This window comes from Kribbella sp. NPDC059898, from assembly GCF_042730855.1.
Lineage (GTDB): Bacteria > Actinomycetota > Actinomycetes > Propionibacteriales > Kribbellaceae > Kribbella.
In genome coordinates, this window is record NZ_JBHWKR010000001.1 from 414,672 (window position 1) to 440,753 (window position 26,082).

At 70.1% G+C, this 26,082-nt stretch carries 19 protein-coding genes and 1 tRNA gene; 11 read left to right on the forward strand and 9 right to left on the reverse strand.

Features of this window, described 5'->3' with window-relative positions; all coding sequences use genetic code 11:
• Positions 1–40: 40 nt before the first annotated feature.
• From pknB to ACFV9C_RS02165, 6 genes are all read right to left on the reverse strand, one after another.
• On the reverse strand, positions 41–1,885 hold the full coding sequence (pknB, locus tag ACFV9C_RS02140) for a Stk1 family PASTA domain-containing Ser/Thr kinase (RefSeq protein ID WP_380190088.1): 1,845 nt from the start codon (positions 1,883–1,885) through the stop codon (positions 41–43).
• 115 nt (positions 1,886–2,000) lie between these two features.
• Entirely contained in the window at positions 2,001–3,455 is a 1,455-nt protein-coding gene (locus ACFV9C_RS02145; protein WP_380190090.1) for a peptidoglycan D,D-transpeptidase FtsI family protein, read from the reverse strand.
• Positions 3,452–4,837 (reverse strand): FtsW/RodA/SpoVE family cell cycle protein, encoded by a 1,386-nt coding sequence (locus ACFV9C_RS02150; protein ID WP_380190092.1) that lies wholly within the window; start codon positions 4,835–4,837, stop codon positions 3,452–3,454. Before ACFV9C_RS02150 ends, ACFV9C_RS02145 begins: the two co-directional genes overlap by 4 nt.
• Positions 4,834–6,243 carry a PP2C family protein-serine/threonine phosphatase gene (locus ACFV9C_RS02155; protein WP_380190094.1) on the reverse strand — a complete coding sequence of 470 codons (1,410 nt, stop codon included), beginning with the start codon at positions 6,241–6,243 and terminating at the stop codon, positions 4,834–4,836. Before ACFV9C_RS02155 ends, ACFV9C_RS02150 begins: the two co-directional genes overlap by 4 nt.
• Positions 6,244–6,253: 10 nt before the next feature.
• Entirely contained in the window at positions 6,254–6,736 is a 483-nt protein-coding gene (locus tag ACFV9C_RS02160) for an FHA domain-containing protein (RefSeq protein WP_380190096.1), read from the reverse strand.
• A gap of 10 nt (positions 6,737–6,746) precedes the next feature.
• Positions 6,747–7,592 (reverse strand): FhaA domain-containing protein, encoded by an 846-nt coding sequence (locus ACFV9C_RS02165; protein WP_380190098.1) that lies wholly within the window; start codon positions 7,590–7,592, stop codon positions 6,747–6,749.
• 171 nt (positions 7,593–7,763) lie between these two features.
• On the opposite strand from ACFV9C_RS02165, the gene ACFV9C_RS02170 reads away from it, so the two are divergent.
• From ACFV9C_RS02170 to ACFV9C_RS02185, 4 genes are all read left to right on the forward strand, one after another.
• A tRNA-Leu gene (locus ACFV9C_RS02170) sits at positions 7,764–7,847 on the forward strand.
• Positions 7,848–8,035: 188 nt separating this feature from the next.
• A complete protein-coding gene (locus ACFV9C_RS02175; protein ID WP_380190100.1) occupies positions 8,036–8,791 on the forward strand; it encodes an ABC transporter ATP-binding protein in 756 nt (251 codons plus the stop codon).
• Positions 8,776–10,611, forward strand: a complete 1,836-nt coding sequence (locus ACFV9C_RS02180; RefSeq protein WP_380190102.1) for a hypothetical protein — start codon at positions 8,776–8,778, stop codon at positions 10,609–10,611. Before ACFV9C_RS02175 ends, ACFV9C_RS02180 begins: the two co-directional genes overlap by 16 nt.
• 288 nt (positions 10,612–10,899) lie before the next feature.
• Positions 10,900–11,871, forward strand: coding sequence for a helix-turn-helix domain-containing protein (locus ACFV9C_RS02185; protein ID WP_380190104.1), 972 nt, complete (start codon positions 10,900–10,902; stop codon positions 11,869–11,871).
• 24 nt (positions 11,872–11,895) lie between these two features.
• On the opposite strand, the gene ACFV9C_RS02190 is transcribed toward ACFV9C_RS02185, so the two are convergent.
• Complete coding sequence (locus ACFV9C_RS02190) at positions 11,896–15,528, reverse strand: S8 family serine peptidase (RefSeq protein ID WP_380190106.1); 3,633 nt, start codon at positions 15,526–15,528, stop codon at positions 11,896–11,898.
• A gap of 457 nt (positions 15,529–15,985) precedes the next feature.
• Between ACFV9C_RS02190 and ACFV9C_RS02195 the strand changes: the two genes are divergently transcribed.
• Entirely contained in the window at positions 15,986–17,113 is a 1,128-nt protein-coding gene (locus ACFV9C_RS02195; protein ID WP_380190108.1) for an endonuclease, read from the forward strand.
• A gap of 43 nt (positions 17,114–17,156) precedes the next feature.
• On the opposite strand, the gene ACFV9C_RS02200 is transcribed toward ACFV9C_RS02195, so the two are convergent.
• Complete coding sequence (locus tag ACFV9C_RS02200; RefSeq protein WP_380190110.1) at positions 17,157–19,790, reverse strand: hypothetical protein; 2,634 nt, start codon at positions 19,788–19,790, stop codon at positions 17,157–17,159.
• 180 nt (positions 19,791–19,970) lie between these two features.
• Between ACFV9C_RS02200 and ACFV9C_RS02205 the strand changes: the two genes are divergently transcribed.
• The 4 genes from ACFV9C_RS02205 to ACFV9C_RS02220 are packed head-to-tail and all read left to right on the forward strand — an operon-like array spanning position 19,971 to position 23,967.
• Positions 19,971–21,026: a hypothetical protein gene (locus tag ACFV9C_RS02205; protein ID WP_380190112.1), complete on the forward strand. Its 1,056-nt coding sequence runs from the start codon at positions 19,971–19,973 to the stop codon at positions 21,024–21,026.
• A 2-nt stretch (positions 21,027–21,028) separates the two neighbouring features.
• Positions 21,029–22,069 (forward strand): hypothetical protein, encoded by a 1,041-nt coding sequence (locus ACFV9C_RS02210; protein WP_380190114.1) that lies wholly within the window; start codon positions 21,029–21,031, stop codon positions 22,067–22,069.
• Positions 22,069–23,082, forward strand: coding sequence for a hypothetical protein (locus tag ACFV9C_RS02215; RefSeq protein WP_380190116.1), 1,014 nt, complete (start codon positions 22,069–22,071; stop codon positions 23,080–23,082). The genes ACFV9C_RS02210 and ACFV9C_RS02215 overlap by 1 nt, the downstream gene beginning before the upstream one ends.
• Before the next feature lie 60 nt (positions 23,083–23,142).
• The gene (locus tag ACFV9C_RS02220; protein ID WP_380190118.1) at positions 23,143–23,967 is read left to right on the forward strand and encodes a siderophore-interacting protein; all 825 of its coding nucleotides are present in this window, start codon (positions 23,143–23,145) and stop codon (positions 23,965–23,967) included.
• Here the strand turns inward: ACFV9C_RS02220 and ACFV9C_RS02225 are convergent.
• Positions 23,964–24,668, reverse strand: coding sequence for a hypothetical protein (locus tag ACFV9C_RS02225; RefSeq protein WP_380190120.1), 705 nt, complete (start codon positions 24,666–24,668; stop codon positions 23,964–23,966). The genes ACFV9C_RS02220 and ACFV9C_RS02225 overlap by 4 nt on opposite strands.
• A gap of 38 nt (positions 24,669–24,706) precedes the next feature.
• Between ACFV9C_RS02225 and ACFV9C_RS02230 the strand changes: the two genes are divergently transcribed.
• Together ACFV9C_RS02230 and ACFV9C_RS02235 are read left to right on the forward strand one after the other, a co-directional pair.
• Positions 24,707–25,606, forward strand: a complete 900-nt coding sequence (locus tag ACFV9C_RS02230; protein ID WP_380190122.1) for an aminoglycoside phosphotransferase family protein — start codon at positions 24,707–24,709, stop codon at positions 25,604–25,606.
• Between the two features lie 12 nt (positions 25,607–25,618).
• Positions 25,619–26,077, forward strand: a complete 459-nt coding sequence (locus tag ACFV9C_RS02235; protein WP_380190124.1) for a group II truncated hemoglobin — start codon at positions 25,619–25,621, stop codon at positions 26,075–26,077.
• Positions 26,078–26,082 lie beyond the last annotated feature (5 nt).

Here is a 26,082-nt window from a genome sequence, read left to right on the forward strand (position 1 = left end):
AGGCGGTCGCCTCGACGGGGTTCGCTGTGTTCTGGAGCGCTCAGCCGCCCGGGATCGTGATGACCGGGGTGCTGGGACCGCCGCTCGGGTTGTCCGTCGGCGTCGACGGCGGCGGGGTCGGCTGTTCCTGCAGCTTGTTGACCGTCAGCGTGATCAGCGTGCCCTTCGGCGCCTTGGTGTTGGCCTTCACGGACTGCTGCAGTACGGCGCCCTCGGCCGCGTTCTGGTCGTTCCCGAACGTCTGTCCGACCCGGAAGCCGGCCTGCTCGAGCGTCAGCTTCGCGTCGTCGAACGTCTGCGTGACGACGTTCGGTACGTCGACCTGCACGACGCCGCTGGACACGATCAGCGTGAACTCGGTCCCTGGCGGGTAGGTGCCGCCCGCGTCCGGGTTCAGGCCGATCACGACGCCCTTCTTCTGGTCGCTGTCCTGCTCGACGACCTGGTCCTTGACCGTGAACTGCCCGGCCGCGGCCTCGAGCGCCTTGCGGGCCTTGGACTCGCTCATCCCGATCACGTCCGGCACGCCGTAGGCGTTCTTGCCGGCCGAGACCACGACGGCGACCGTCGAGCCCGGGTCGGCCTCGGTGCCGGCGTCCGGCGTCTGGCGGATGATCAGGCCCTTGCCGACCGAGTCGCTCTTCTCCGAGGTCGAGCTGATCTTGAGGTTCTTCGAGGCCAGCAGCTGGGTCGCCGCGGGCACCGACTGGTTCTGCAGATCCGGCACCTGGACCTTCGCGGGCGGCGTGTTCGACGTCGTCGGTCCGCCGCCGGCGTTGTCGCTGTTGTACTTCGAGTACAGCGCGTACGCGCCGATCGCGATCGCGACGATCGCCAGCCCGAGCAGGAAGTACGCCAGGCCACGGTTCCGCCGGGAGCGGCCCTCGTCGCCCTCCTCCAGGTCGTCACCGCCGGGCGGCAGCAGGTCGTTGCCGCCGGTCTGCCGGAGCTGCTGGGTGGCGGCCGTCGGCGCGAGCTGGGTCGGCTGCAGCTGCCGGGTCTCCGCGACCGCGGCCATCGGCGCGGTCACCTGCTGGCCGGCCAGCACCCGGTGGATGTCGGCGCGCATCTCGGACGCGCTCTGGTACCGCTCCTCGCGGTTCTTCGCCAGCGCCTTGAGTACGACGGCGTCGACCTCCGGCGGGATGTCCGGGTCGAACGACGACGGCGGCAGCGGCTGTTCCCGGACGTGCTGGTACGCCACCGACACCGGCGACTCGCCGACGAACGGCGGCCGGCCGGTGAGCAGTTCGTACAGCAGGCAGCCGGTCGAGTAGAGGTCGGAGCGGGCGTCCACGGTCTCGCCGCGGGCCTGCTCCGGGGACAGGTACTGCGCCGTGCCGATGACGGCCGCGGTCTGGGTCATCGTGGAGGACGTGTCGGCGACCGCGCGGGCGATGCCGAAGTCCATCACCTTGACCTGGCCCTGCGGGGTCAGCATCACGTTCCCGGGCTTGATGTCGCGGTGCACGATGCCGGCCCGGTGGCTGTAGTCGAGCGCCTCGAGCACGCCGGAGGTGATCTCCAGGGCGCGCTCCGGCATGATCTTGCGGCCCTCGCGGATCAGATCCCGCAGCGTCTTGCCGGTGACCAGCTCCATCACGATGTACGGGATGGTGACGCCGGAGCCGTTCGGGTCGGGTTCCTCGCCGGTGTCGTAGACCGAGACGATCGTCGGGTGGTTCAGCGAGGCGGCCGACTGGGCCTCCCGCCGGAACCGCGCCTGGAACGTGGCGTCGCTGGCCAGGTCGACCCGCAGCCGCTTGATCGCGACGCTCCGGCCGAGCCGGTTGTCCAGACCCTTGCGGACCTCGGCCATACCGCCGCGGCCGAGCGGCTCGCCTTCTTCGTACCGGCCGCCGACGAGACGTGCCTGCGATGTCATGACCCAGCCTTCCAACCTGTCCGGAAAAACACACTCAACTTGCCCACGGTAGCGAGAGCCACACGTGGGTCCCCGTTGGAAAGACGCCCTGTCATCGCATCATTCCGTATTGTCGTCATTGGCCCAGCACCGCCTCCATCACCTTCTTGGCGATCGGAGCGGCCAGCGTGCCGCCGGCCACGTCGGTACGCGGGACGTTCGCGTCCTCGATCAGCACCGCCACCGCGACCTTCGGGTCCTTCGCCGGCGCGAACGCGGTGAACCAGGCGAACGGCGGGCGGTCCTTCGACGTCTGCGCCGTACCGGTCTTGCCGGCCACCTGGACGCCGCTGATCCGGCCTGGCTTGCCGGTGCCGTTGTTGACCACGTCGATCATCATGTCGGTCAACTGGGTCGCCACCTGCGGGGTCACGGCCTGGTGCAGCGACTCCGGCTTGGTCTCCGAGACCGTCTTCAGGTCCGGGGTCTGCACGTTCTGGACCAGGTACGGCTTCATCACGTTGCCCTGGTTCGCGATCCCGGCCGCCACCATCGCCATCTGCAGCGGGGTGGCCCGGACGTCGAACTGGCCGATCGCGGACTGCGCGGTCTGCGGCTCGTTCGGGTCGCCGGGGAACTGGCTGGTCGCGACGCCCGGCAGCTCGGTCAGCGGCCGGGCGCCGAAGCCGAACTTCGCCGCCTGCGCGTTCAGCGCGTCCGCGCCGAGCGCCATGCCGACGGTGCCGAACGCCGTGTTGCAGGAGTAGCGCAGCGCGATCGTCAGCGTCGCGTTGTTGCTGCCGCCGCAGTTCTTGCCGTCCTCGTTCACCAGCGGGACCGTGGTCTGCGGGAGCGGCAGCTGGGCCGGCGAGTTCACCGTGGTGGTCGGTGTGTACTTGCCGCTGGACAGCGCGGCCGCGGCGGTGACCAGCTTGAACGTCGAGCCCGGCGGGTAGAGCTCCTGCACCGCGCGGTTCGACAGCGGCTTGTTCTTGTCCGCGTTCAGGCTCTTCCAGGCCGCCGACACCTTGGTGGTGTCGTGCGAGGCGAGCAGGTTCGGGTCGTACGACGGGCGGGTCGCCATCGCCAGGATCTTCCCGGTCTTCGGCTCGATCGCCACCACCGCACCGGTCTTCCCGGCGAGGCCGTCGTACGCCGCCTGCTGGGCCGCGGCGTTCAGCGTGAGGGTGATGCTGCCGCCCTGCTGCGGGCGGTTGCTGATCACGTCGATGATCCGCCGGAACGCCATCGACGGGTCCGAGCCGTTCAGCTCGGAGTTCATCGTCAGCTCGATGCCGCCGCGGCCGAACAGGTACGAGTAGTACCCGGTCGCCGGCGCGTACACCAGACCGGACGGGTACTTGCGCTGGTACTTGAACTGGTCGTTCGACGGGTCGCTCTTGGCGATCGGGGTGGTGCCGATCAGGATCGGGCCGCGGTTCACCGAGAACTGCGAGTCCCGGACCCGCTTGTTGTCGTTGCGGCCGTTGATCTCGCTCGACCGGAACGCCTGCAGGTACGTCGAGTTCGCCATCAGCGCGAGCATCAGGATGATCGCCGCCACGGCCAGTCGTCGGATCGCCGAGTTCACTGCTTCTGCACCGCCATCGCGATCGTTTCGTCGGACACCGGAGCGGCCGGTGTTTGTGGTCGCCGGGCCTGGTCGCTGATCCGCAGCAGCAGCGCGATGATCGCCCAGTTCGCGACCAGCGACGTACCGCCGAGCGCCATGAACGGCGTGGCCAGACCGGTCAGCGGGATCAGCGCGGTGACGCCGCCGACGATCACGAACACCTGCAGCGCGAACGACATCGCCAGGCCGGTGGCAACCAGCTTGCCGAAGATGTCCCGGCAGCCGAGGGCCGCGCGCAGGCCGCGCTCGACGATCAGGGTGTAGATCAGGATGATCGCGATCAGGCCGGTCAGGCCGAGCTCCTCGGCCATCGAGGAGATGATCATGTCGCTGTTCGCGTACAGCGTGAGCTCCGGGTGGCCCTGGCCGAGGCCGCGGCCGAGGACGCCGCCCCACGCCTGACCCATCAGGCCGAGCTTGATTTGGCCGCCGTCGATCGCCCACGGGTTCAGCCAGTCGGTGACCCGGCTGTGCACGTGGCCGAACGTGACGTACGCGAAGTAGGCGCCGCCGACGAACAGCAGGCCACCGATGATCAGCCAGCCGGCCCGCTCGGTGGCGACGTACAGCAGGAACAGGAACAGGCCGAAGAACAGCAGCGAGGACCCGAGGTCGCTCTCGAACACCAGGACGCCCAGGCTGGCCAGCCAGGCGATCAGGATCGGCCCGAGGTCACGGGCCCGCGGCAGGTCCAGCCCGAGGAATCGGCGGCCGGCCAGCGTCAGCACGTCGCGCTTCACGACCAGGTAGCCGGCGAAGAAGATGACCAGGCAGACCTTCGCGAACTCGCCCGGCTGGAACGACATGCCGGCGATGTGGATCCAGATCGGGGCGCCGTTCACGGTCCGGCCGATGCCCGGGACGAGCGGCAGCACGAGCAGCACCAGACCGGCCAGGCCGGCCGTGTACGTCAGGCCCTGCAGCCGGCGATGGTCGCGGACCACCACGATGACGCCGACGAACAGGACCACTCCGACCGCGGTCCAGGTGATCTGCTGCGGCGCGAACGGGACGCCCCGGGTCCGGCCCATCGCGGTCAGCCCGAGGTCGATCCGGTGGATCATCGCGACGCCGAGTCCGTTCAGCAGGACCGCGCACGGGAGCAGCACAGGGTCGGCGTACGGCGCCCGGAAACGGAGCACGAGGTGCGCGATCAGCGCGAGCAGCCCGATGCCGGCGGCGTAGTACCCGGTGCTGGCCGGGACCGAGTTCTGGGCCGTGATGCCGATGTTCACGTACGCCGCGACCGCGACCGCGACGGCGATCACCAGCAGCAGCAGCTCCACCCCGCGCCGGGTACGCGGGATGATCTGGATGACGGACGTGGACGCGATGCTCATCGGACGCCGTCGCAATCGTCCGGGTCGACCGGCGTACTGGGGGTCGACGTCGGCGTCGTACTCGGCCGGGTGGTCGCCGGCACCGTGGCCGGCGGCTTCGAGACCGGGACCGACGTGGACGGCTTCACCGTCGGCTTGACGGTCGACTTCACGGGCGGCTTGGGCGTCGGGGTCGGCTTGGCCTTCGCGGCGCACTGGGCGGCGGTCTGCTCCAGTTGGGCGACGATCGACCGCGCCCCGGCCAGATTGTCCGCCTGGATGTTGCCCTCCACCTGCTCACGGCTGTACGTCGGCAGCTTGTCCACCTGCAGCGACTGCCGCTCGTAGACCTTCGACAACGAGATCCCGGGCAGGTCCGCCTCGACGCCCTGGAAGATCGCCACGTAGTCACCGTCGGAGCCGACGTAGTACTGCTTCTGGGTCCAGCCGTACGCGAACCAGGCGCCGCCGACGATCACCGCCAGCACCACGGCGAGTACGACGATCCGCCGCGCCCACAGGAAGCGTTTCGGCGGGCGCGGCGCATACCGCAGCTCCTCCGGATCGACCGCGCCGTGGCCACCGCCGCCTCCGGAACCGCCGCCGACGGCGCCGACCGCGACCGTCGGCTCACCGCGGCCGGTGCTGCCCTGAGCCAGCTCGGCCGCCGCGCCGACCAGCTGCGGCTGGACCCCGCTCGCGGGCTCGGTCTCGACCACGTCCGCCACCACACACGTGACGTTGTCGTTCGACCCGGCCTCGAGCGCGTGCGTGATCAGCTCCACCACGACCGAGTCCGGCGTACCGGACGACATCGAGGCGAGGATCACGTCGTCGCTGACGTAGTCGGGCAGGCCGTCGCTGCACAGCATCAGCCGGTCGCCGGCCTGGACGTCGAGGATCTGCAGGTCGGGATCGGAGTCCGGGCGACCGTCCAGCACCCGGAGGATCAGGTTCCGGTGCGGGTGCGTGAAGGCCTCCTCCTGGGAGATCCGGCCCTCGTCGACCAGCGACTGGACGAACGTGTGGTCGTGGCTCAGCTGGTACAGCTTCCCGTCGCGCAGCCGGTACGCCCGGGAGTCGCCGAGATGCGCCAGCCCGAGCTGCTTGCCGTCGAACATCAGCGCGGTCACGGTCGAGCCCATGCCCTCGCGCTCGGGGTCCTCCTCGACCAGCTCGGAGAGCCGCTCGTTCGCGCGGTGCACGGCGCCGGCCAGCGCCTCGATCATGTCCTCGCCGCTGATGTCGGCGGTGTCCAGCCGGCGGATCACCTGGACCGCGGCGGCACTGGCCACCTCACCGGCGGCCGCGCCGCCCATCCCGTCGGCGAGCAGCAGCAGGTGCGGACCGGCGTACGCCGAGTCCTCGTTGTTGCGGCGCACCCGTCCGACGTCGGAAAGGGTTGCGTAGTCGAGCGACAGGGTCATCGGGGCAGGCCTACTTCGCGATGTTCAGCGTCGTCCGGCCGATCCGGATCGAACCGCCGATCTCGGCCGGGACCGGGCGGGTGACCCGCTGGCCGTCCAGGTACGTGCCGTTGGTGGAGCCGAGGTCCTCGACCCACCACTGGCCCTCGGACAGGAACAACCGGGCGTGCCGGGTGGAGGAGTAGTCGTCGTCCAGCCGGATCTGGCAGTCCGAACCACGACCGATGATCACCGGCTCGTCGACCAGCGACGCGCCGACCCCCGCCTGCGGACCGTCCGCGATGCTCAGTGACCCGGGCAGGCCCTTGCGCTTCTTGGCCGGCTTCGCGGGCTTCGGTGTCCGGGTGGGCTGCGGCGCGGCGGGGGCCGCCGCCCGGCTGTCCACCTTGGCACCGAACAGGTCCGACCTGATCACGGACAGCACTGCGAGGACGAACATCCACAGCAGCGCCAGGAACCCCAGTTTGATCAGGGTCAGGGTCAGTTCCGACATGGAAGGTCAGTCACCACCCGCTGCTCGGCGGCTGGGCCATCGGCTCGTCCGCGAGACGCAGCGTCATGGTCGTGTTGCCGATCCGGACCGTGGAGCCGTCGACCAGCTCGGCCTCGGTGGACCGACGGCCGTTCACCAGTGTGCCGTTGGTGGAACCGAGATCGACCAGCACCACGCGGATCCCGCCGGGGCCCTCGGGCATCAGCCGGATCTCGGCGTGCCGCCGCGAGACGCCCGGGTCGTTGATCTGGATGTCCGCGTCGGTGCCGCGGCCGAGCACCACGCCGGGCGGGTTGACCGGGCGGCGGCGGCCGTTCACCTCGAGCATCACCTGCGGGTGGCCGCGGCGCGGCGTCTGCTGCTGCGGCGGTTGCGGAGGCTGCTGGTACTGCGGGGCGACCGGCGGCGGGTTCGGCGGCACGTAGGGCTCCTGCTGGTAGGGCTGGGGCTCGGGCTGCTGGTACTCGGCCGGCCGCCGCTGGGGCGTCCCGGCCGTCTCGCTGACCACCCGGAACTTACCGGTCGGCAGATCATCCTGCTGGACCAGCTCGATGTCGATGGGTCCGGAGAACGTGTACCGCTGGATGTCCGCGTGGTCCCGCAGCTCGTTGGCGAGCTCGTGGTTCAGGGTCCGGCCGTAGGCGTTCAGCCGCTCGTAGTCGTCCGGACCGAGCTCGATCGTGAAGTGGTTCGGCACCAGCCGGCGGTCCCGGGACAGGATCCGCGCGGTGTTGTCGATCTCACGCTTGAGAGCCGCGGCCAGCTCGATCGGCTCCACATCACCCTTGAAAGCGCGCGCGAAGACACCGCTGACAATGCCTTCCAGGCGTCGCTCGAAGCGCTGTAGCGGTCGCACGCCTCCTCCTCCACCGTCGGTACGCCATCTGTCGTCCACCGGTCGTGGCGGACACACCGGGTACGACGATCGATCGTATCGGGAGGTTCGACCGAACCCGCAATGTGAAGCACCGGCACAACCCGTGCTACTGTTCCTTCTCGTCGCCAGGAGATCATCTCAGGCGGCAGCGCGCGGGTGGCGGAATAGGCAGACGCGCACGGTTCAGGTCCGTGTGCCCGAAAGGGCGTGGGGGTTCAACTCCCCCCTCGCGCACAGACAAGACCCCGGTCGATCTCGGCCGGGGTTTTTGCGTTGCCGGACCCGATTTCGTCCTTTCGGATGATTCGGCTGACCCGACCGGTAACTTTCTCCCGCCGGTGCTGCCTGGCCTGATGGTTGATGCCGCGGGTCCGCCGTTGGACTGACGCGGCGGGCGCGGTCCCGATGGAAGAGTTCCGCGTATGGAACAGGCGCTGGAGCTCGATGGGCTGACCAAGGTGTTCGGGGAGCAGCGGGCCGTCGACGAGCTGAGTCTGAGCGTGCCCCCCGGGTCGTTCTTCGGGATGCTCGGGCCGAACGGGGCCGGGAAGACGACGTCGCTGTCGATGGCCGTCGGGCTGCTCCGGCCCGACGGGGGTACGGCGCGGATCTTCGGCGTGGACCTGTGGCGCGAGCCGACGAAGGCGAAGGCCCTCGTCGGCGTTCTGCCGGACGGGCTGGGGATGCCCGAACGGCTGACCGGGCGGGAGGTGCTCACGTACCTCGGGCTGCTCCGGGGACTGCCCGAGGACGAGGTACGGCGGCGTACGGCCGAGCTCCTGGAGGTCCTCGGGCTCGACCACGAGGACGACAAGCAGGTGATCGGCTACTCGACCGGGATGCGGAAGAAGCTCGGGCTCGCGGTCGCGCTGCTGCACGCGCCCCGGCTGCTGGTGCTGGACGAGCCGTTCGAGGCGGTCGACCCGGTGTCGGCGGCCACCATCCGGACGATCCTGCACCGGTTCATCGCCGGCGGCGGGTCGGTGGTGATCTCGAGCCACGTGATGGCGCTGGTCGAGCAGTTGTGCGACCGGGTCGCGGTCGTCGCGGACGGGAAGGTCGTTGCCGAGGGCACCGTTTCGGAGGTGCGGGCGGGCGGCAGCCTGGAGGACGCGTTCGTGTCGCTGGTCGGCGCGTCGACGCGCGGCGCGGAGGGGCTGACGTGGCTCTCGCGCTGACGTACTCCACCTCGGACACGCTGGTCCGGATGCGACTGGCCGCGTTCCGGCACGCGCTGAAGGACCAGTTCCGGCGGTCGTGGATCGGCACCGGGGCGTTCGTCGGGCTCGCGCTCGCGGGCGGCACGATCTGGGTCGCGGCGGCCGGGAAGTCCGACGTACTGGTCGTCGTGCTCGGGGTGTGGATGCTGGGCTGGGTGGTCGGGCCCCTGTTCGCGGGCGGCGGTGACGAGACGCTCAAGCCGGAGTACTTCACGATGCTGCCGCTGTCGCCGCGGACGCTGTCCACCGGGCTGCTGGTGGCTGCGCTCGCGGGGGTGGCTCCGGTGATCAGCCTGATCGCACTGGTCAGTCTTGTCGTTGCGAGCGGTGGTGTCGTCGCGGGACTCGTTGCGGTGCCTGCGCTGCTGCTGCAGCTGTTCTGCTTCGTCCTGGCGTCGCGGCTCGCCGTCGCGGTGTACGGCGTACTCCTGCAGGTGCGGGCGGGTGCGGTGATCGCTGCGCTGGTCAACGCGTTCATCCTCGCGTTCACGGCGCAGGGATGGGCGTTGATCGCCGCGTTCGTGTCGACCGACATCCAGGGCACGATCGCGCGGGCTGCCCGGATCGCGCCGTCCGGTTGGGGTTTCGACGCCGTACAGGCCGCGGGGCGTGGTGACTGGCTGCAGGTCGTCGGGCTGTTGGCGGCGCTCGTGGTGCTCGCCGTGGTGATGCTGTACGCGTGGTCTGCGCTGATGGTACGCCGTACGACCGCGGCCAGGGCAGGGGGTAAGCCACGGCGGCTGTTGACCGCGAAGACGGCGCAGGGTGCTGCCGCGGGCAAGGAGATCCGCTCGTGGAGCCGGGACCTGCTCTACGGGCACAAGGCGGTGTTCGCGATCGCGTACGGGCTGTTCTTCTGCCTGATGCCGCTGGCGATCGGCATGCGGTCGATGCTCCCGTGGGCGGGTCCAGCGGCTGTCGTGATGGCGGGCTCGATGTGCGCGAACCTTTACGGCGCGGACGGTACGGCGTACTGGACGACGCTGATGACGCCTGGCTCCAGCCGGGCGGACGTCCGCGCGCGGCAGCGGGCGTTCCTGCTCGTGTTCGGGCCGGTGACGTTGCTGATCACCCTGCTGCTGACGTGGTGGTCAGGCGTGACCAGTGCGTGGCCGCTGGTGCTGAGCGTGCTGCCTGCACTGCTGGGCGGTGCGGCCGGTCTGGTGGTCGCCTGCTCGGTGTACGCCGCCGTACCGACGACCGATGCGCACGAGCGGTCCGGTAACCCGCTCAACTCGGGTGAGAACGAGGGCGAGACGGTGGGCATCGTCTACGTGATGCTCGTGCTGGTCGCGACGACCTGTACGCCGGCCCTGATCGTGGCGCTCTACCTGGGTTGGTGGGGCGTGCCGCTGGGCGTCCTGTCCGGCGTACTCGCCTGGTGGTTCTTCGGTCGCCTCGCAGCCCGTCGGCTGGACCAGCGAGGCCCGGAGCTCCTCACTCTGCTCAGGCATGGCCGATCGCCCGCGGAGCAGGCCAAGAAGACCGCGGGGCTCGACGCACTTCCGAAGTGGCGTCGGGGGCTGGCCGGTTTCTGCCTGGGGTTCGGGGCGATCCCGTTGTTCCCGCAGGCCGTCGTACCGGCCATCATCAAGCTGACCGGCAGCCACAGCTCCAAGTCGTGGTTCCTGGCCCTCTACCAGGACGGCCCGTGGCAGTGGGTCGTGATCGTGCTGATGGGCACGCTGGGGCTGTCGATGTACGCGTACGGCGGCCTCACCTACTACTACGCGAAGAAGCGCGCTCAGGGTGTGCCGGTCGTGGGAGTCGGAGGGTAGGCGAGCCGCGGTGTTTGCCGGTGCGGGCGGGGGCGGGGGCGGTGCGGTGGTTGCGCAGCATCCAGATCGCGACGGCGGCCGCGGCGATCAGGCCGGCGATGCCGGCGTAGTCGGTCATGCTCATCATCGGTCTCTTCTCCAGGGCGGTTCGCTGGGCGGCGGCGAGTTCCGCTTGACCGGGAAGTGACGGGTGTTCACGAACATCGTGATGGCACGGGTGGGTCATGGCTCTGTTGTGTCATTGGGAAAGCGCTCGCTTCCTGATCGGTAAGGCTGTTAGGTGGGTGCATGCAGGAAGGTTCGTTGCTCGACGCGCACGAGGAGCACACGTACCGGCTGCTGGTCGGCCTGTCCGCCGCGCGGGCCACGGAGCTCGCCGAGGTCGCGGACCTGCCGCCGCAGGAGGCCGACGAGGTGCTGCAGCGGTTGCAGGCCAAGGGCCTGGTGTCGGTGCAGCCGGCCGAGGAGCCGGTGTTCCGGCCGTTGCCGCCGGATGTCGCGTTCGGTACGACGTTGCTCCGGCGCCAGGAGTCGCTGGAGGCCGCGCGCAAGACCGTGGCCGCGCTCAGCGAGGAGTTCCGGGCCAGCGCGGGGCGGCGGGACGCGCATCACCTGGTCGAGGTCATCATCGGCGCGACCACTCTGCGCGAACGGCTGCGCGACCTGCAGAACGCGGCGCGGGAGGAGATCCTGTGGTTCTGCCGGGCCAACCCGCTGGCGATGCAGGGCGCCGACAACACCGAGGAGTACGGCGCGTTGTCGCGCGGGGTGCGGTACCGGGCGATCTACGAGCGCGCCCTGATCGAGACGCCGGGCGAACTGGACTCGATCGCCGAGGGGGTCAGCTGGGGTGAGGAGGCGAGAGTCGTACCGACGCTGCCCGTCCGGCTCGCCATCGTCGATCGGTCGACCGCGATCTGCCCGCTCGTCCGCGACGACGAGACCGTGGGCGAGCCGTCCGCCGCGATCATCAACCAGGGCCAGCTGCTGGACGCCCTGCTCGCCCTCTTCGAAAGCTACTGGGAGTTCGCCACCCCCGTACGCCTCCAGCGCGACACCCCCACGCCGGAAGGCCTCGACGACTCCGAGCGGCTACTTCTCTCGCTGCTCGTGGGCGGCGTACCGGACAAGTCCATCGCCACCCAGCTGGGCATCAGCCGCCGAACGGTCCAGCGCCGGCTGGACCGCCTGATGTCCCTGGCCGGCGTGGACACAAGAACTGGCCTGGCTTTCCAGGCCGCCAAGCGCAACTGGCTCTGACACCAGCTGCGCTCGGCGGGGTTGTCAGCGGACGCCGTAGGCGCGGATGACGGACTGGGTGATCTTGGATCCGTTCGGGCCGGTGGCTTCGACCTTGAGGGATACGGTGTCGTGGGCGTTGGGTACTACGGCTACGTAGTGCCCAAGAGCACCTGCTACGGCCAGGCGTTGCCAGGTGGTGCCCTCGTCGTACGAGGCCCAGGCCTTCAGTGACTTAGCTCCCGGGGAGTCCAGGCCGATGACGTGCGTACGGGTGGCCACGCGGCCCGTCAGGTCTACGGGGACCTTGTAGTTCACCTGTTGCAGCGTCAGCGGCACAGCCTTGTCCTCCGGCTGCTTCGCCGAGCGGAACTCCCACGAGGTCTGCGTCTGCGTCCCCCAGTTCCACTCCCCGTCCTCGTCGATGCGTGCGGTCGACAGATCCAGCTTGTACGCCGCGTCCGCGCTCGTCGTGATCACGTCCGCCCACGCGTTCGGCAGCTCCGCGACCACCTTCCCGTCGCGGGACAGCGTCGCCGACGCGGACGTGGTCTCGCCGCGGGTGTAGTGCCCGGCCGCGTCCACGAACGTCGGGATCCGCAGCGACAGCCGGTCGCCGGTCCGCGTCGACGGCACACCCGGCGCGGCGGCCGGCCGGACGACGGGACCGAACCAGGTCTCGTCCGACTTCGCGGCCCGGTAGCTCTGCGGTACGGACGTCATCCCGCCGCCGAGCGGGTTCATCGTGTCCCACGTGTACAGGTGGTGGACGCGGTGCTGCCAGAGCGAGTCACCCGAGGTCACCCACTCCTCGCGCACCTTCGGCGTCTCGACGAACCGCTGCGCGTCGTTCCACGAGTACTCCTGCCACGGGCGCCACCCGAACCGCTGCTCCTTGGTCCAGTTGAACCCGCCGTTGTCGGCGTACCGCGTGGTGATCCGGGCGCTGTTCGCCGGGGTCACCTTGTAGTCGATCTTGGCGGGGATCGCGCCGGTCGACACCTGCTGTACGTCGTACAGGTACGGGCTGGAGGTGGTCAGCGTGAGGTCGATCGTCGCTCCGCCACGCTTGATCCGGTCGAGCAGCTTCTGGCCGTCCTTGGTGGTGGTGACCATTGCCGGGATGGGGAGGCGGTCGCCGGTCGGGCCCCAGACCGTCCAGGCGGTCCAGTCGGCGGGGCGGATGAGGATGATGCCGGCGGCGCCTGCTGCTGCGGCTGCTTCCACCTGGGCCGATTCGTCGTCGGAGTGCATGAGTACTACCGCCCCCTGCACGCCGTTGAGGGACGAATCTGTGGACACGAGCGGGAAGCGGCGTTTGCCTTCGAATGTTGGGGATTGGCCCAGCAGGTTGATGTCCAGGGGGGTGCTGGGGGTGCTGGGGAGGCCTGGGACTGTTGCTTGGACCATGGGGGCGACTAGTTGCCAGCGGGAGGAGAACTCGAAGGTGCCGTCCTTGACCGGCTTCGTCGGCGTCACGTTGACCTTTTGGACCGTGCTGAAGTGCATCACGCCGTGCGAGATCGACCGGCCGTTGCCGTAGACCCGGTGCACGTAGTAGCTGAGCACCGCCTGCTGCTCGGACGGCTTCGGGGTCTCGATCGTGATCGGGACCGCCTTCCGGGCGTCGATGACGAGGTCGGTGTCCTTGTCGATCACCACGTTCGGATCGGTGACCAGGCTGGCCTGCTCGTCCTGCGGGTCGTTGTGCTCCACCAGCGCGTGCATCAGGTAGGTGCCCTCTTCGACCTCCGCGGTGTACGACTGCCCGTCCCTGATCCACGCCAGTACGTCGGACCGCGAGTTGTCGCCGTACAGCGAGAACACCGGGACACCGGTCGGCTGGCCGTCCATGTCGACGGCGCGGACCGTGACCTTGTGCTTCGGGCCGGAGCGGAGTGCGCCGACCGCGGTGTGCGTGACGACGCCGTCAGGCCCGGTGGCGACGACCCAGCCGCTGTACTGCCCGCGGCCGACCTGCGCCGCGTCCAGCGCGAGCGGTACGTCGGCCGTGCCGTGCGCAGGCACCGTCACCGTGCCGGGGACCGTGAAGCCGGCGGTCGTCGGCTTGCCGCTGTCGAGGTTGGTGATCTGCGCGGCGAGGTTCAGCGTGACCGCGTTGTCGGCGTCGTTCCGGTACGTGATGGTCCGGGTGGTCGTGTCGGTCGTGGTCTGCAGGCCGAAGTCCGCGACCCCGCTGGCGGTCACCTTCTGCGCGACGGCGCGGGTGAGGTCGACGCGGCCGGCGCCCTGCTGGTACACGGTCTGGTCGGGCTGCGTCTTCGCCGTACTGACCAGCGCGTCCTTCAGCTGGTCGGCCTTCCAGTCCGGGTGCTGCTGGGCGAGCAGCGCGGCGGCCCCGGCGACGTGCGGCGTCGCCATCGACGTACCGGAGGCGGCGGTGTAGAGCTCGTCGACCGGGTCGCCCATCGCGGTGCCGGCGGCGCGGGCGGCGATGATGCCGACGCCGGGCGCGGTGATCTCCGGCTTCAGGCCAGAGTCGCCGAGGCGCGGGCCGCGGCTGGAGAAGTCCGCGAGCTTGTCCTGCCGGTCGACGGCGCCGACGGTCAGCGCGGCGGCGGCAGCGCCCGGCGTACCGACGGTCTCGTCCTGGCCCTCGTTGCCGGCCGCAACGACGAACAGCGTGCCGGTCTGCGCGGTGATGTCGTTGACCGCCTGGCTGAGCGGGTCGGTGCCGTCGGTGGCGTCACCGCCGAGGCTCATGTTCACGACCTTGGCGCCGGAGTTGGCGGCCCATTCCATCCCGGCGATGATCCAGGAGTCGTACCCGTACCCGTCGTCGCCGAGCACCTTGCCGACCAGCAGGTCGGCCTTCGGCGCGACGCCCTTCCGGGTACCGCCGGCGCCGGCGCCCGTACCGGCGATCGTCGCGGCGACGTGGGTCCCGTGGCCGAAGTGGTCCTCGGTACCGCTCGGGCTGCCGGAGAAGTCCTGGCTCTCCTTGACCTTGCCCTGCAGGTCCGGGTGGTTCGCGTCGACGCCGGTGTCCAGTACGGCGACCTCGACGCCGGACCCCTCGTACCCGGCCTTCCACGCGTCCGGCGCGCCGATCTGCGGGACGCTCTTGTCCAGCACCGGCTTGACCTTGCCGTCCAGCCAGATCTTGGTCACGCCGCTGTTCAGCGACTGGACGCCGACGGACGGCTTCAGCGAGTTCCACAGCGCCGGGAGCTGGTCCTTCGCGGCCTCGACCGCGCGGCCGCCGATCGACGGCAGTTGCCGGGTGGTCGTCGTACCGGTCAGGTTCTGCGCGGCGCGGAGCCCGGGCGTGTCCTTGACGATCAGCGGCAGGTCGGCGGATGCGCCGTACCCGTCCGCGATCAGCTCGTCGACGTCGAACAGGTTCACGTCCAGGACGCCGGTGGAGATGTACGGGACCGCGTCGCTCGGCAGTACCCGCAGGCCGCCGTCGGCCTCGACGGTGTGGAACGAGACGCCTTCGCGGCCCGCCGCCGGGTGCACGGTGGCGGCCTTCCGGCCACCGCCCGCGTCGGTCACTTCGACGACGTCACCGGTGATCAGCGTGACCGTGGAGGTCTTTCCGGGGGCCTGGTTCGCGGACGGTGGCGGGGCGGCGGCGGACGGGATCACCGTCGCCGCGCCGAGGGCAAGGACCGCTGCTGTGGTCAGCGCGGCGATCCGTCGGGGGGAGGACATGGCGGTTTCTCCTTCGGGCGGGACAGCCTTCCGACAGAGTTTGCAATCAGGCCACCGAAATCCGCCCTGTCCATCACTGCCGTCCCTGCGACATGGCGCAACCACGCCAGAACCGGCAGCATCAGCCGCACGACCGAACAAGCAGCCGGCCCGCCGGTGCTCGGGTATGGACAAGACGTGTCGAAATGAGTACGGTCCGTAACGGCGTCCGCCCGACGCCGCCGAGTCGGTGAGGTGCCGCCCGCCAGTGGTACCTCGCTGGTAGGTGGGCAGAGCAGGCTGCGGCGGTTCGTCACGGCCTGATGGGGGCCCGCTTGCCGAGGTGGGGTGCTGAACGACACTCACTCCTTCAGCACCCCACCGGTTCAACTCTTCACCTGGTGTTTGTTAGGCCGCCCGGCAAGCTGGGCAGACTGACCTGCGTCCCCCCGGTCCCCAACCGCCCCTGGGAGTAGCCGTGCAACGACTCTTGCGTCCTGCGCTGCTCGTCACCGCCGTACTAGCGCTCCTCGGCTTCGGCATCACCCCGTCGAACGCCGCCACCACTATCACGGTCGCCACCGCGATCGGCCGTCAGGACAACTCGACCGCCTCGGTCACCGGGTACGTGGTCGGGCAGCCGACCGCGACCAGCACCGTTGTCCGCAGCAACTTCCCGAACGACTACGCGCTGGCGCTCGCCGACTCGGCCTCGCAGACCAGTACGTCGTCGATGCTCTACGTCCAGATCCCGGCCGCGTTCCGCGCGTCGTACGGGCTGCAGAGCAACCCGAGCCTGCTCGGCCAGCAGATCACCGTCACCGGTGCGCTCTCGGCGTACTTCTCGCATCCCGGCCTGAAGAACGCGACCGCCTTCACCGGCGGTGGCGGCTCGGACCCGGGCGATCCGCCGACCGACCCCGGCGACTACTACGCCGGTGCCGCGGGCAAGACGGGTGCCGCGCTGAAGGCGGCGCTGCACACGATCATCTCGCAGCAGACCAAGCTCACCTACGACCAGGTCTGGGACGCGCTCAAGGTCACCGACCAGGACCCGAACAACAGCAACAACATCATCGAGGTGTACTCCGGCCGCTCGATCGCGAAGAGCAGCCAGGGCGGCGGCGTCGACGACTGGAACCGTGAGCATGTCTGGGCCAAGTCGCACGGCGACTTCGGCACCGCGACCGGCCCGGGCACCGACATCCACCACCTGCGTCCGGAGGACGTCTCGGTGAACTCGGCGCGCGGCAACCTCGACTTCGACAACGGCGGTACGGCGGTTGCCCAGTGCACCGGTTGTACGGCGGACGCGGACTCGTTCGCGCCCCGCCCGGCCGTCCGCGGCGACGTCGCCCGGATGATCTTCTACATGGCCGTCCGCTACGAGGGCGACGACGGGTTCGCGAACCTGGAGCTCGACGACAAGGTCGGCAACGGCACCGCGCCGTACATCGGCAAGCTCTCGGTGCTGAAGGCGTGGGCGGCGGCCGACCCGCCGGACGCGTTCGAGAAGAACCGCAACGAGGTCATCTACACCCAGTTCCAGCACAACCGGAACCCGTTCATCGACCACCCCGAGTGGATCAACTCGATCTGGCCGTAAGGCTCCGAAACCCTGAGGGCCGCGTCTCCTTGAGGCGCGGCCCTTACCTGTTGGCCTGCAGGTCCCGGTTCTGGCCGACGGCCCGCAGTTCGGGCGCGCGTTCGCCGGTCGGTACGGCGGCCTTCACCTGCGCGGCCTGGACGACGCCGGACTGCGCGGCCGCGACCCCGAGGCGGGTCTGCACCCACTTCTGGAAGCCCGGGTCGCCGACCTTGATCTGCTGCCCGGTCCGGGTCAGCAGACCGTTGGAGACGAGCTTCTGCGCGGCGCCGTCGAGCGACCAGCGGTCCGGATCGGTCCCGGACCGGGCCGGGATCGGGATCCCCTGCGCGCCGTGCGCGGCGGTCCGCGACAACAGGTCCTTCTGCTCGGGCGTGCAGTTGTACCAGGCGGCGTCGTACAGCACCCGGGAACGGATCTGGTGCTGCTCGATCGCCGTACCGACGGTCTCCGCGGTGAGCGCCTGGTCCGACCCGGCCAGGTCGATCGCCTCGCCGGTGAGGGTCCGCAGCCGGCTCGGGTTGCCGTTCGCTGCCGCGAGCAACTGATCGACCGCCTGCGGCGTCGACCGGATGCCGGCCTCGTGGAGCGGGCGGCTCAGTGCCGGCCGCAGTTGCTCCGCGTTCAGCGGGGTCAGCCGGCGCACGTCCCAGCGCGCGGCCTCCATGGTCTCCTTGCCGGCCTTCCCGCCCGATGCCTCGAGCAACCGGCTGGTCGCCTCCTCGCCACCGGCCGCGATCAGGAACAGCGGCTTCTTCTCCCGGCGCAGGTGCGACGACAGGTCGGTCAGCGTGGTCAGGTCCGACTTCGAGGCAGCGTCCAGGTTGTCGACCATGAGCAGGATCGGCTGCCCGGTCGGCGCGGCCATCTTGCCGAGCTGCGCGGCGACGTCGTTCAGCGTGGCTCCGACGGAGTCCTTGGCGACACCCTCCCAGGACCGGTGGACGCCGACCTGGAACGCCCCAGGCCAGCCGAACCGGGCCTGCGCGGTGTGCATCCGGTTCTGGGTCCGGATCGCCATCCCGTTCACCAGCTTCTTCAGCTGGTTCACCTCGCCGGGTGGGAAGCGCGCTTCGAAGGTTCGCATCTGGCCCTGCAGGGAACGGATCACCCGGGCCTCGATCGGCTCCCGCCGGGTGGCGTCCAGCCGGATCGAGATCCAGCCCTCCTGGTCGGCGAGCTGCTTGGTCCGGTTCAGTTCCTGGCTGGTCCCGGATCCGGGCGGGCCGGTGAACAACACCGACGTACCACGGGGAACCCGTTGGTCGAGCGAGATCGCCCGGCCGCGCTCGTCCTTGCGGTCGACCTGGTGGACGAGCTTCGTCCCGGACCCGAACACCTCGTTGGTCCGCTCGAGCTTGCCGGTCGGGTGCGCCGGGGCCAGTGCGCCGGACCCGGCAGCGGTCTCGGGCAGCAACGGCGTCGCGGCCGGCGGTTTCGGGGTCTGGCCGAGGTAGTCGTTCAGCCAGTCCCGGAAGCCGTGGTCGGGGATCGTGACGACCGTGCCGTCGTGCTCGCGGAGCAGGCCGCGGGCGACCAGGTCCTGGCGGGCCTCGTCGATCTGCTGCCAGGCACCCGGGCCGGCGGCCTGCGTGACGGCCGGCATCGACAGGCCGTTCGACCCCTCGGCGGCGACGCGGGCGAGCAGGTCCTTCTGCGCGGCGTTGGTGTCCTTCTGGTCCCACACGTCCTGGTACATCTGCGCCGCGTCCGCGTTCACGTGCGCGATCGCCCGGGCCGCGGCCAGCACGGTGATGCCCTGCTCCGCATCCCGGTACGCGACCGCGGCGTTGCAGAAGTTCCGGATCCGCGCGGGGTGACCGTTCGCGGCGGCGAGCAGGTTCTGGATCGCGAGGTCGTCGTACGGGATGCCGGCGGCCGCCAGCGGCCTGGTGACGGCCGGCCGGAGCTGCTCGTCCGCGACCGGCTCGAGTTCGCGGATGTCGAACTGGTTCGACGTCGTGGTCGCGATCCCGGACATCCGCCGGGACGCGACCATCAGGCTGCTGGTCGACATCGAGCCGCCGGCCGCGATCAGCCAGACCGGCCGGTCCAGGCCCTCGATGTGGATCGCCAGCTCGTTCAGGCCGGCGCGGTCCGGCTCCTCCGCCTTGTCGATGTTGTCGACCAGCAGCAGGATCGGCTTGTTGTCGATCTCCGTCAGCTTGCCGAGCTCGTCGGCGAAGTCGTTCAGCGTGGTGCCGAGCTTGTCGTACGCCGTGGTGTCCTGCTCGGTCTTGTGGATCACCTGGACCGGGCCGCCGCCGACGCGGGTCTCGACCCCGACCCGGGTCTTCCGGCCGCTGCGGGTCAGGTCGTTGACGGTCTTGCGGAGCTTGCGCAGCGGGTCCGGACGGAACCGGGCGATCATCCGGCCGACACCGGTGGTCGGCGGCCGCCGGCCCCGGAACCGGCGGTCCAGGGTGTCCAGGCTGTTCCGGACGGCCCCGGTCAGGTGGTGCTCGATCGGGATGCTGGCCGACGCCGACATCCGGATCGTGGTCCAGCCGTGCCGGGCGGCCAGGTCCTCCGCGCGGTCGAGCTCGGTGCTCTTGCCCATCCCGGGCGCGCCGGTGAACAGGATCGCCTTGCTCTCCGGCAGCACGTCGCCGAGCGAGATCGGATTGCCGAGCCGGTCGGTGCGCGTGACGCGGTCGACCCCCGGGACCTGACTCATTGGAACAGCCTGCGGATCGTAGCGGTCGCCGACACTGTCGGTGAGTTACCTACGGGTTAACAGTCGGGTCCCGGAAGTTGAATCCGGCAACCGTGATCCGGTCTAGGCGCGGCCGCCCGATCGCGCACATCCGCGCCCAAATGATTGGAACCGGCCTGTACCGCTGTCACGCTGAGTGGCATGCGAATCTATCGAGTACTCGCGGCGTTGTGCGCGATTCCTCTCGCGGGAGGTCTGCTCGGTGGTGTGCCGGCCGCCCAGGCCGCTCCCGATCCGTACCTGACCGTCTCCCAGGTCACCCTCGACCGTACGTCGGTCGCGGTGTCCGGTCTGAACACCTATCCCGTCAACGTCACCGTCAAGGGCGGATACCACTCCGGCAACAGCGGAGACAACAACGCCGTCCTGAACGTGTACCTGAAGCGCACCGGCGGGGCCGGAGCGCGCGAGGACATCGTCTCCACGGACCTGAAACGGACGGACGGCACGATCGAGAACGGCACCTGGACCGGCCGGCTGTACGTCGCCTCGACCGCGAACGGCACCTTCACGGTGACCGGTGTGGCGCGCGGCCCGTACGGCGCCCCGTTCGCCGGCACGCCGTACGACGTGACGCCGTACGCCGGCCAGACGCTCACCGTCCGGGGCACGAACCAGCCGCGGATCACCGCCGTGGTGAGCCCGCGGGTGGTGCCGTGGGGCAAGCCGTACTCGATCACCTGGGCGGTCACGAACAGCGCGACCGGCAAGCCGTACGGGTCCCGGATCCCGATCGGGCTCGGCGTCGACGTACCGTGCGCCGAGGGCGGCAGCCCGATGTACAGGACCGGGACGAACGGACTGATCACCAAGTCCTACACGGCCGACGACGGCGACCTGCTGAACTGCGCCCACATCTACACCGACCCGTACTACATCGCCGGTCAGTGGCTCCGCGTCGCGCGTCCGGCGATCGTCTCGGCGGCCCCCGCGAAGGCCGCGGCGCCGGTCGGCTCGGTCGTGCCGGTCAACGGCTCGGTGTACCACGTGACCCGTAGTTGCCCGGTGCAACTTCAGCGGCTGTACGGCGCCTCGCAGTGGCGGACCGTCGGGAACGCGCACCTGCGGACGTCCGGGCGGTTCACGCTCAGCGCGCAACCGGCGTACAAGGGCCTGATTCCTTACCGCGCCTACCTTCCGGCCTGCGGCTCCGTGGTCGCGGGACTCAGCAAGACGTTCTACATCCGAGGGACGTGACCATGAAACGAGTTCTGTCCGCGCTGCTGGCAGTACCGATCGCGGCGCTGGGGTTCGCGGCCGCGCCGCTCGCGGCGCACGCGTCGCCCGATCCGGATCTGAAGATCACCTCGATCACGCTGAACAAGACCGCCGTGGCCGTCAGCGGCCTGAACACGGTGCCGGTCACCGTCACCGTCAAGGGCTCGTACGCGCCCGAGCCGACGACGACCCTGAACGTGGTCCTGGAACGCACCGGCGGCACCGGAATGGACCCGTCGCTGTTGTCGACCAACCTCGTCCGCAATGAGGGCGCCGGCAGCTGGAGCGGGTCGGTCCTGGTCCCGTCCACCGCGAACGGCACGTTCAAGGTGACCGGCGCCCAGACCGGGCCCTACTTCCCGGGCAGCGGGAGTATGACCACCCCGACGCCGTACTCCGGTCCGACGCTCACGGTCACCGGTACGCACCAGCCGAGGATCAGCGCCTCGGTGTCGCCGAAGGTGGTGCCGCGCAACGCGCCGTACACGATCAAGTGGGCCGTCACCGACGCACAGACCGGCAAGCCGTACGGCACCCGGGTCCGGGTCGCGCTGGAGAACGACAACCTCTGCGTCGAGTACATGGGCCCGGGCTACACCAACCTGACCGATGTCAACGGTGTGGTCACGAAGTCGTACCCGGGGTCGCTGGGCGACTACCTCAACTGCCTGCTGCTGCCCGGCAATCCGGACACCACCGGGTGGCTGTCGTTCTTCGTGGCCCGTCCGGTCACCAAGCCGACGGTGACCGCGGTGCCGTCCCGGACGAGTGCGCCGGTCGGATCGATCGTGCCGGTCAACGGCGCGGTGCACACGGTGGCGTCCGGCTGCAAGGTGTACCTGCAGCGGCTGTACGGCGCGACCCAGTGGCGCACCGTCAGCACCGGACAGGTCCGCTCGTCCTGGCGCTACACGGTGAACGCGCAACCGGCGTACAAGGGCAGCATCCCGTACCGGTCGTACGTCCCGGCGTGCAACTCGATCGCCGCGTTCAGCAAGGCGTTCTCCATCCGAGGCACCTGATGAAGCGGGCGCTCGCTGGACTGCTGGCGCTGGCTGTTCTCCCAGCGCCGGCGCACGCCGCGCCAGACCCGCGCCTGCACATCGAGTCCGTCACGCTGAACCGCGGCAGCGTCGCGGTGAGCGGACTCAACACCGTGCCGGTCACGGTGACGGTGAAGGGCTCGTACGGCGTCGACGCGAAGGCCCCGGTGAACGTGATCCTCGAACGCACCGGCGGCTCCGGCACCATGTCCGCGCTGTTCTCCACGAACCTGGTCCGCGACGCGGCGTCCGGTACCTGGAGCGGCGCGCTGAAGGTCCCTTCCACGGCGAACGGGACCTTCAAGGTCACCGGCGTACAGACCGGCCCGTTCTCCCCGCCCAGCCCGCCGACGTTCGACCCGACGCCGTACGCCGGTCCTTCGCTCGCGGTCACCGGCACGCATCAGCCGCGGATCACCGCCGCGGTGACGCCGAAGGTGGTCCCGTTCGGCGCGCCGTACTCGATCCGCTGGGCGATCACCGACGCCCAGACCGGTAAGCCGTACGGGAGCCGGATCCGGGTCGCGCTGAAGCACGACAGCGGCTGCGTGGAGTACTTCGGTCCCGGTACGACGGACGTCACCGGCACGAACGGGATCGTGACGAAGACCTACCCGGCGTCGACGGACAACCCGAGCAACTGCCTGATCGTCCCGGGCGACCCATGGCTGAACGCCACGCTCGGCTTCACCGCCGCCCGTCCGGCGATCGTCTCCGCGACGCCGTCGAAGGCCAGCGCTCCGATCGGCACGATCGTCCCGGTGAACGGTACGGTCGCCGGCGCACCGTACAACTGTGCGGTCCAGCTGCAGCGGCTGTACGGCGCCTCGCAGTGGCGGACCGTCAGCGCCGGGCGGGTGCGCAGGTCCGGGCGCTTCACGCTCACGGCGCAACCGGCGTACCGGGGGCCGATCCCCTACCGGGTTTCCTTCCCGGCATGCGCGCCGTACGTCGCGGGCGTCAGCAAGGCCTTCTCGATCCGCGGAACCTAGGCCGCTTGGGCGGATGGGTTAGGGTGACCTTACCTATCCGCCCGAGAGGAAAGTGGTCGCGTGCCCAGCCCCGCACCCCGCCGTAACCGCGTCTGCAAGCGTGCCGTCGTCCAGCGGACCGAGCGGATCACGCCGCACATGATCCGGGTCGTGCTGACCTCCGACGACTTCGCCGGCAACGGCTTCACCGACACGTACGTGAAGCTGCTGTTCGGCCAGGACGGCGTCGAGTACCCCGAACCGCTGGACATGGGCGTGGTGCGGGAGACGTACCCGAGCGAGCAGTGGCCGACGATGCGCACGTACACCGTCCGCGCCTGGGACGAGGCGACCCGCGAGCTGACGATCGACTTCGTGCACCACGGCGACGAGGGCGTCGCGGGTCCGTGGGCGGCGTCGGCGCAGCCCGGTGACGTGCTGTGGTTCAACGGCCCGGGTGGTGCGTACGCGCCCGACGAGGCGGCCGACTGGCACCTGCTGGTCGGCGACGAGAGCGCGCTCCCGGCGATCGGTGCGGCCGTCGAGCAGTTGCCGGCCGGCGCGCGGGCCACGGTCCTCGTCGAGGTCGCGGACGAGACCGAGCAGCAGAAGTTCGGTACGTCGGCCGACGTCGACGTCCAGTGGTTGCACCGCGCGGACGGCGCCCGTGGCGACGCCTTGGTCGCCGCCGTCGAGGCCCTCGACTTCCCCGCCGGCACGCCGCACGTCTTCGTCCACGGCGAGGCCGGTTTCGTCTTCCGGATCCGCAAGAACCTCTTCCAGGAGCGTGCCCTGCCGCGCGACCGCGTCTCGCTCTCCGGCTACTGGCGCCTCGGCAAGAACGAGGACGGCTGGCAGGCCGAGAAGGCCGACACCAGAAAGCGCGAAGAAGCCGCCGCCAACTAGCCTCGGCGGACCGCCAGGATGTCGATCAGGGTGGTTGCCTGGTTGCTGGGGAGTACCCAGTCCTCGCCGTTCGCCTGGAGGATGACGGCGGGGCCGGGGGTGGCGACCGCGTGCGTGACCGCGATCGGGAACTTGAGGCGTTCGGCGCCCGAGAGGTCGAATGCGTGGGTGCCGGTGATCGCGGTCAGCGGGTAGCCGCGGGACTGGTGCTCGGCGCGCGGGAACGGGTGCGCCTGGACGGTGACCCGGTCGGCGCCGACGAGGACGGCCGCCAGCGGCATGCCGCGGAGCCGGAAGACGAGTTCGTACGGCGTACCCGCGAGCTCCGGGTCGAACGGGACAAGCAGCGCGCGGTTCGCCGTACGGGCCAGAACGAGACCGGCGGCGACGCCGACGATCAGTCCGGGCAGCGCGAGCACCGCCGGCCACCACACGCCGGCCGCCAGCGGGAACAGCGTCACCATCAGACCGGTCAGCCCGCCGAACGACCCGGCGACGACCGCCCACCAGCGCGGCTGGTAGCGATGCCGGCGGCGCAGTACGAACCCGAGCGCCAGCATCGCCAGCGGTACGACGCACCCGATCCACGCGGCCGCCGTACCGCGGGACGCGATCACCGCCACGACGATCAGCAACAGCACCGGGATACCCAAGTACGTCGCCGCCACGATCCGCTGCACCCGCCGATGCCTGCTCTCCACGGGAAGACCCAAGCACATCACCCGGCCGAGCACCTACTGTGCATCGGGTGATCGAGATTCCCGCGAAGCTCATCCGGAACCACAGCGAGAAGGCGTCCGACTGGCTGGACAGCCTGCCCGGGTCGGTCGAGCGGTACGTCGGCGAGTGGGACCTGACCGTCGACGGGGACGTGCTGAGCGGCGAGGCCTCGCTGATCGTGCCCGTCGTACGCCGGGACGGGACCGCGGCGATGCTCAAACTCCAGTCGGTGAACGACGAGAGCGAAAGTGAGGCGCTGGCCCTCCGTACGTGGAACCACGACGACGTCGTCGAGGTCCTCGAGGACGACCCGGCGACGTCCACCATCCTGCTCGAACGCCTCCACCCACGCAAGCTCGAAGCTCACCCCGATCCGGCCGAGGCGACCCGCATCCTGGCCGAGCTCCTCAACCACCTCAGCGCCGTCGCCGCCCCGCCGGGCGTCCGTCGCCTCGCCGACATCGCTGCCGGAATGGTCGAGGACGCCCCGCGCCTGATCCCACGGTTGGAGGACCCGGCCGAGCAGGCTCTGGTCCGGAGCTTCGTCGCCATGGTGCGGGAGGTGCTGCCGGAGCCGGGCGACCGGCTGCTGCACTGGGACCTGCACTACCTGAACGTGATGGCGGCGGAGCGGCAGCCGTGGCTGGTGATCGACCCGAAGCCGCTCGCGGGTGATCCGGCGTTCGACCTGTTCCCGGTGCTGTGGAACCGGTGGGACGATCTCGTCGCGACCGGTGACGTGGCGCGGGCGATCCGGGACCGGTTCGACCTGATGCTGGAGGTGACCGGGATCGAGCGGGACCGTGGGCTGGCCTGGACCGCGGGGCGGATCCTGCAGAACGTGCTGTGGTTCACCGAGGACGGCGACACCCGGATCGAGGACGAGTTGGCGGCGGTGGCCAGTGCCCTGTTCTCGTGATTACATGATTACGTGACAAATCCGACGCTGTACGACTGGGCCGGTGGGCACGACGCGCTCCGCCGGCTGACCGAGGTGTTCTACGACCAGGTGCTCGAGGACCCGGTCCTCGCGCCGGTCTTCGCGCACATGGGCGAGAACCACCGTGAGCACGTGGCGATCTGGCTGGGCGAGGTGTTCCGCGGGCACAGCCGGTACACCGACGAGTTCGGCGGCTACCCGGCGATGCTCGGCCACCACCTGAACCTCGGCCTCACCGAGGAACAGCGCTCCCGCTGGGCGGCCCTGATCGCGAAGAGCGCCGACCCGGCGGGCCTGCCCGACGACCCGGAGTTCCGCTCCGCGTTCGTCGCCTACATCGAGTGGGGCACCCGCATTGCCCTCGCCAACTCCCAACCCGGCGCAACCCCACCCCCACAGGCCCCCGTCCCGCACTGGGGCTGGGGCGAAGCGCCCCCGTACCAGCCCTGACAGGA

Coding starts and splice junctions, on each gene's coding strand:
- pknB (WP_380190088.1), bottom strand. CDS start 1,885: ATGACATCGCAGGCACGTCTCGTCGGCGGCCGGTACGAAGAAGGCGAG.
- ACFV9C_RS02150 (WP_380190092.1), bottom strand. CDS start 4,837: ATGAGCATCGCGTCCACGTCCGTCATCCAGATCATCCCGCGTACCCGG.
- ACFV9C_RS02155 (WP_380190094.1), bottom strand. CDS start 6,243: ATGACCCTGTCGCTCGACTACGCAACCCTTTCCGACGTCGGACGGGTG.
- ACFV9C_RS02160 (WP_380190096.1), bottom strand. CDS start 6,736: ATGTCGGAACTGACCCTGACCCTGATCAAACTGGGGTTCCTGGCGCTG.
- ACFV9C_RS02175 (WP_380190100.1), top strand. CDS start 8,036: ATGGAACAGGCGCTGGAGCTCGATGGGCTGACCAAGGTGTTCGGGGAG.
- ACFV9C_RS02185 (WP_380190104.1), top strand. CDS start 10,900: ATGCAGGAAGGTTCGTTGCTCGACGCGCACGAGGAGCACACGTACCGG.
- ACFV9C_RS02190 (WP_380190106.1), bottom strand. CDS start 15,528: ATGTCCTCCCCCCGACGGATCGCCGCGCTGACCACAGCAGCGGTCCTT.
- ACFV9C_RS02200 (WP_380190110.1), bottom strand. CDS start 19,790: ATGAGTCAGGTCCCGGGGGTCGACCGCGTCACGCGCACCGACCGGCTC.
- ACFV9C_RS02205 (WP_380190112.1), top strand. CDS start 19,971: ATGCGAATCTATCGAGTACTCGCGGCGTTGTGCGCGATTCCTCTCGCG.
- ACFV9C_RS02210 (WP_380190114.1), top strand. CDS start 21,029: ATGAAACGAGTTCTGTCCGCGCTGCTGGCAGTACCGATCGCGGCGCTG.
- ACFV9C_RS02215 (WP_380190116.1), top strand. CDS start 22,069: ATGAAGCGGGCGCTCGCTGGACTGCTGGCGCTGGCTGTTCTCCCAGCG.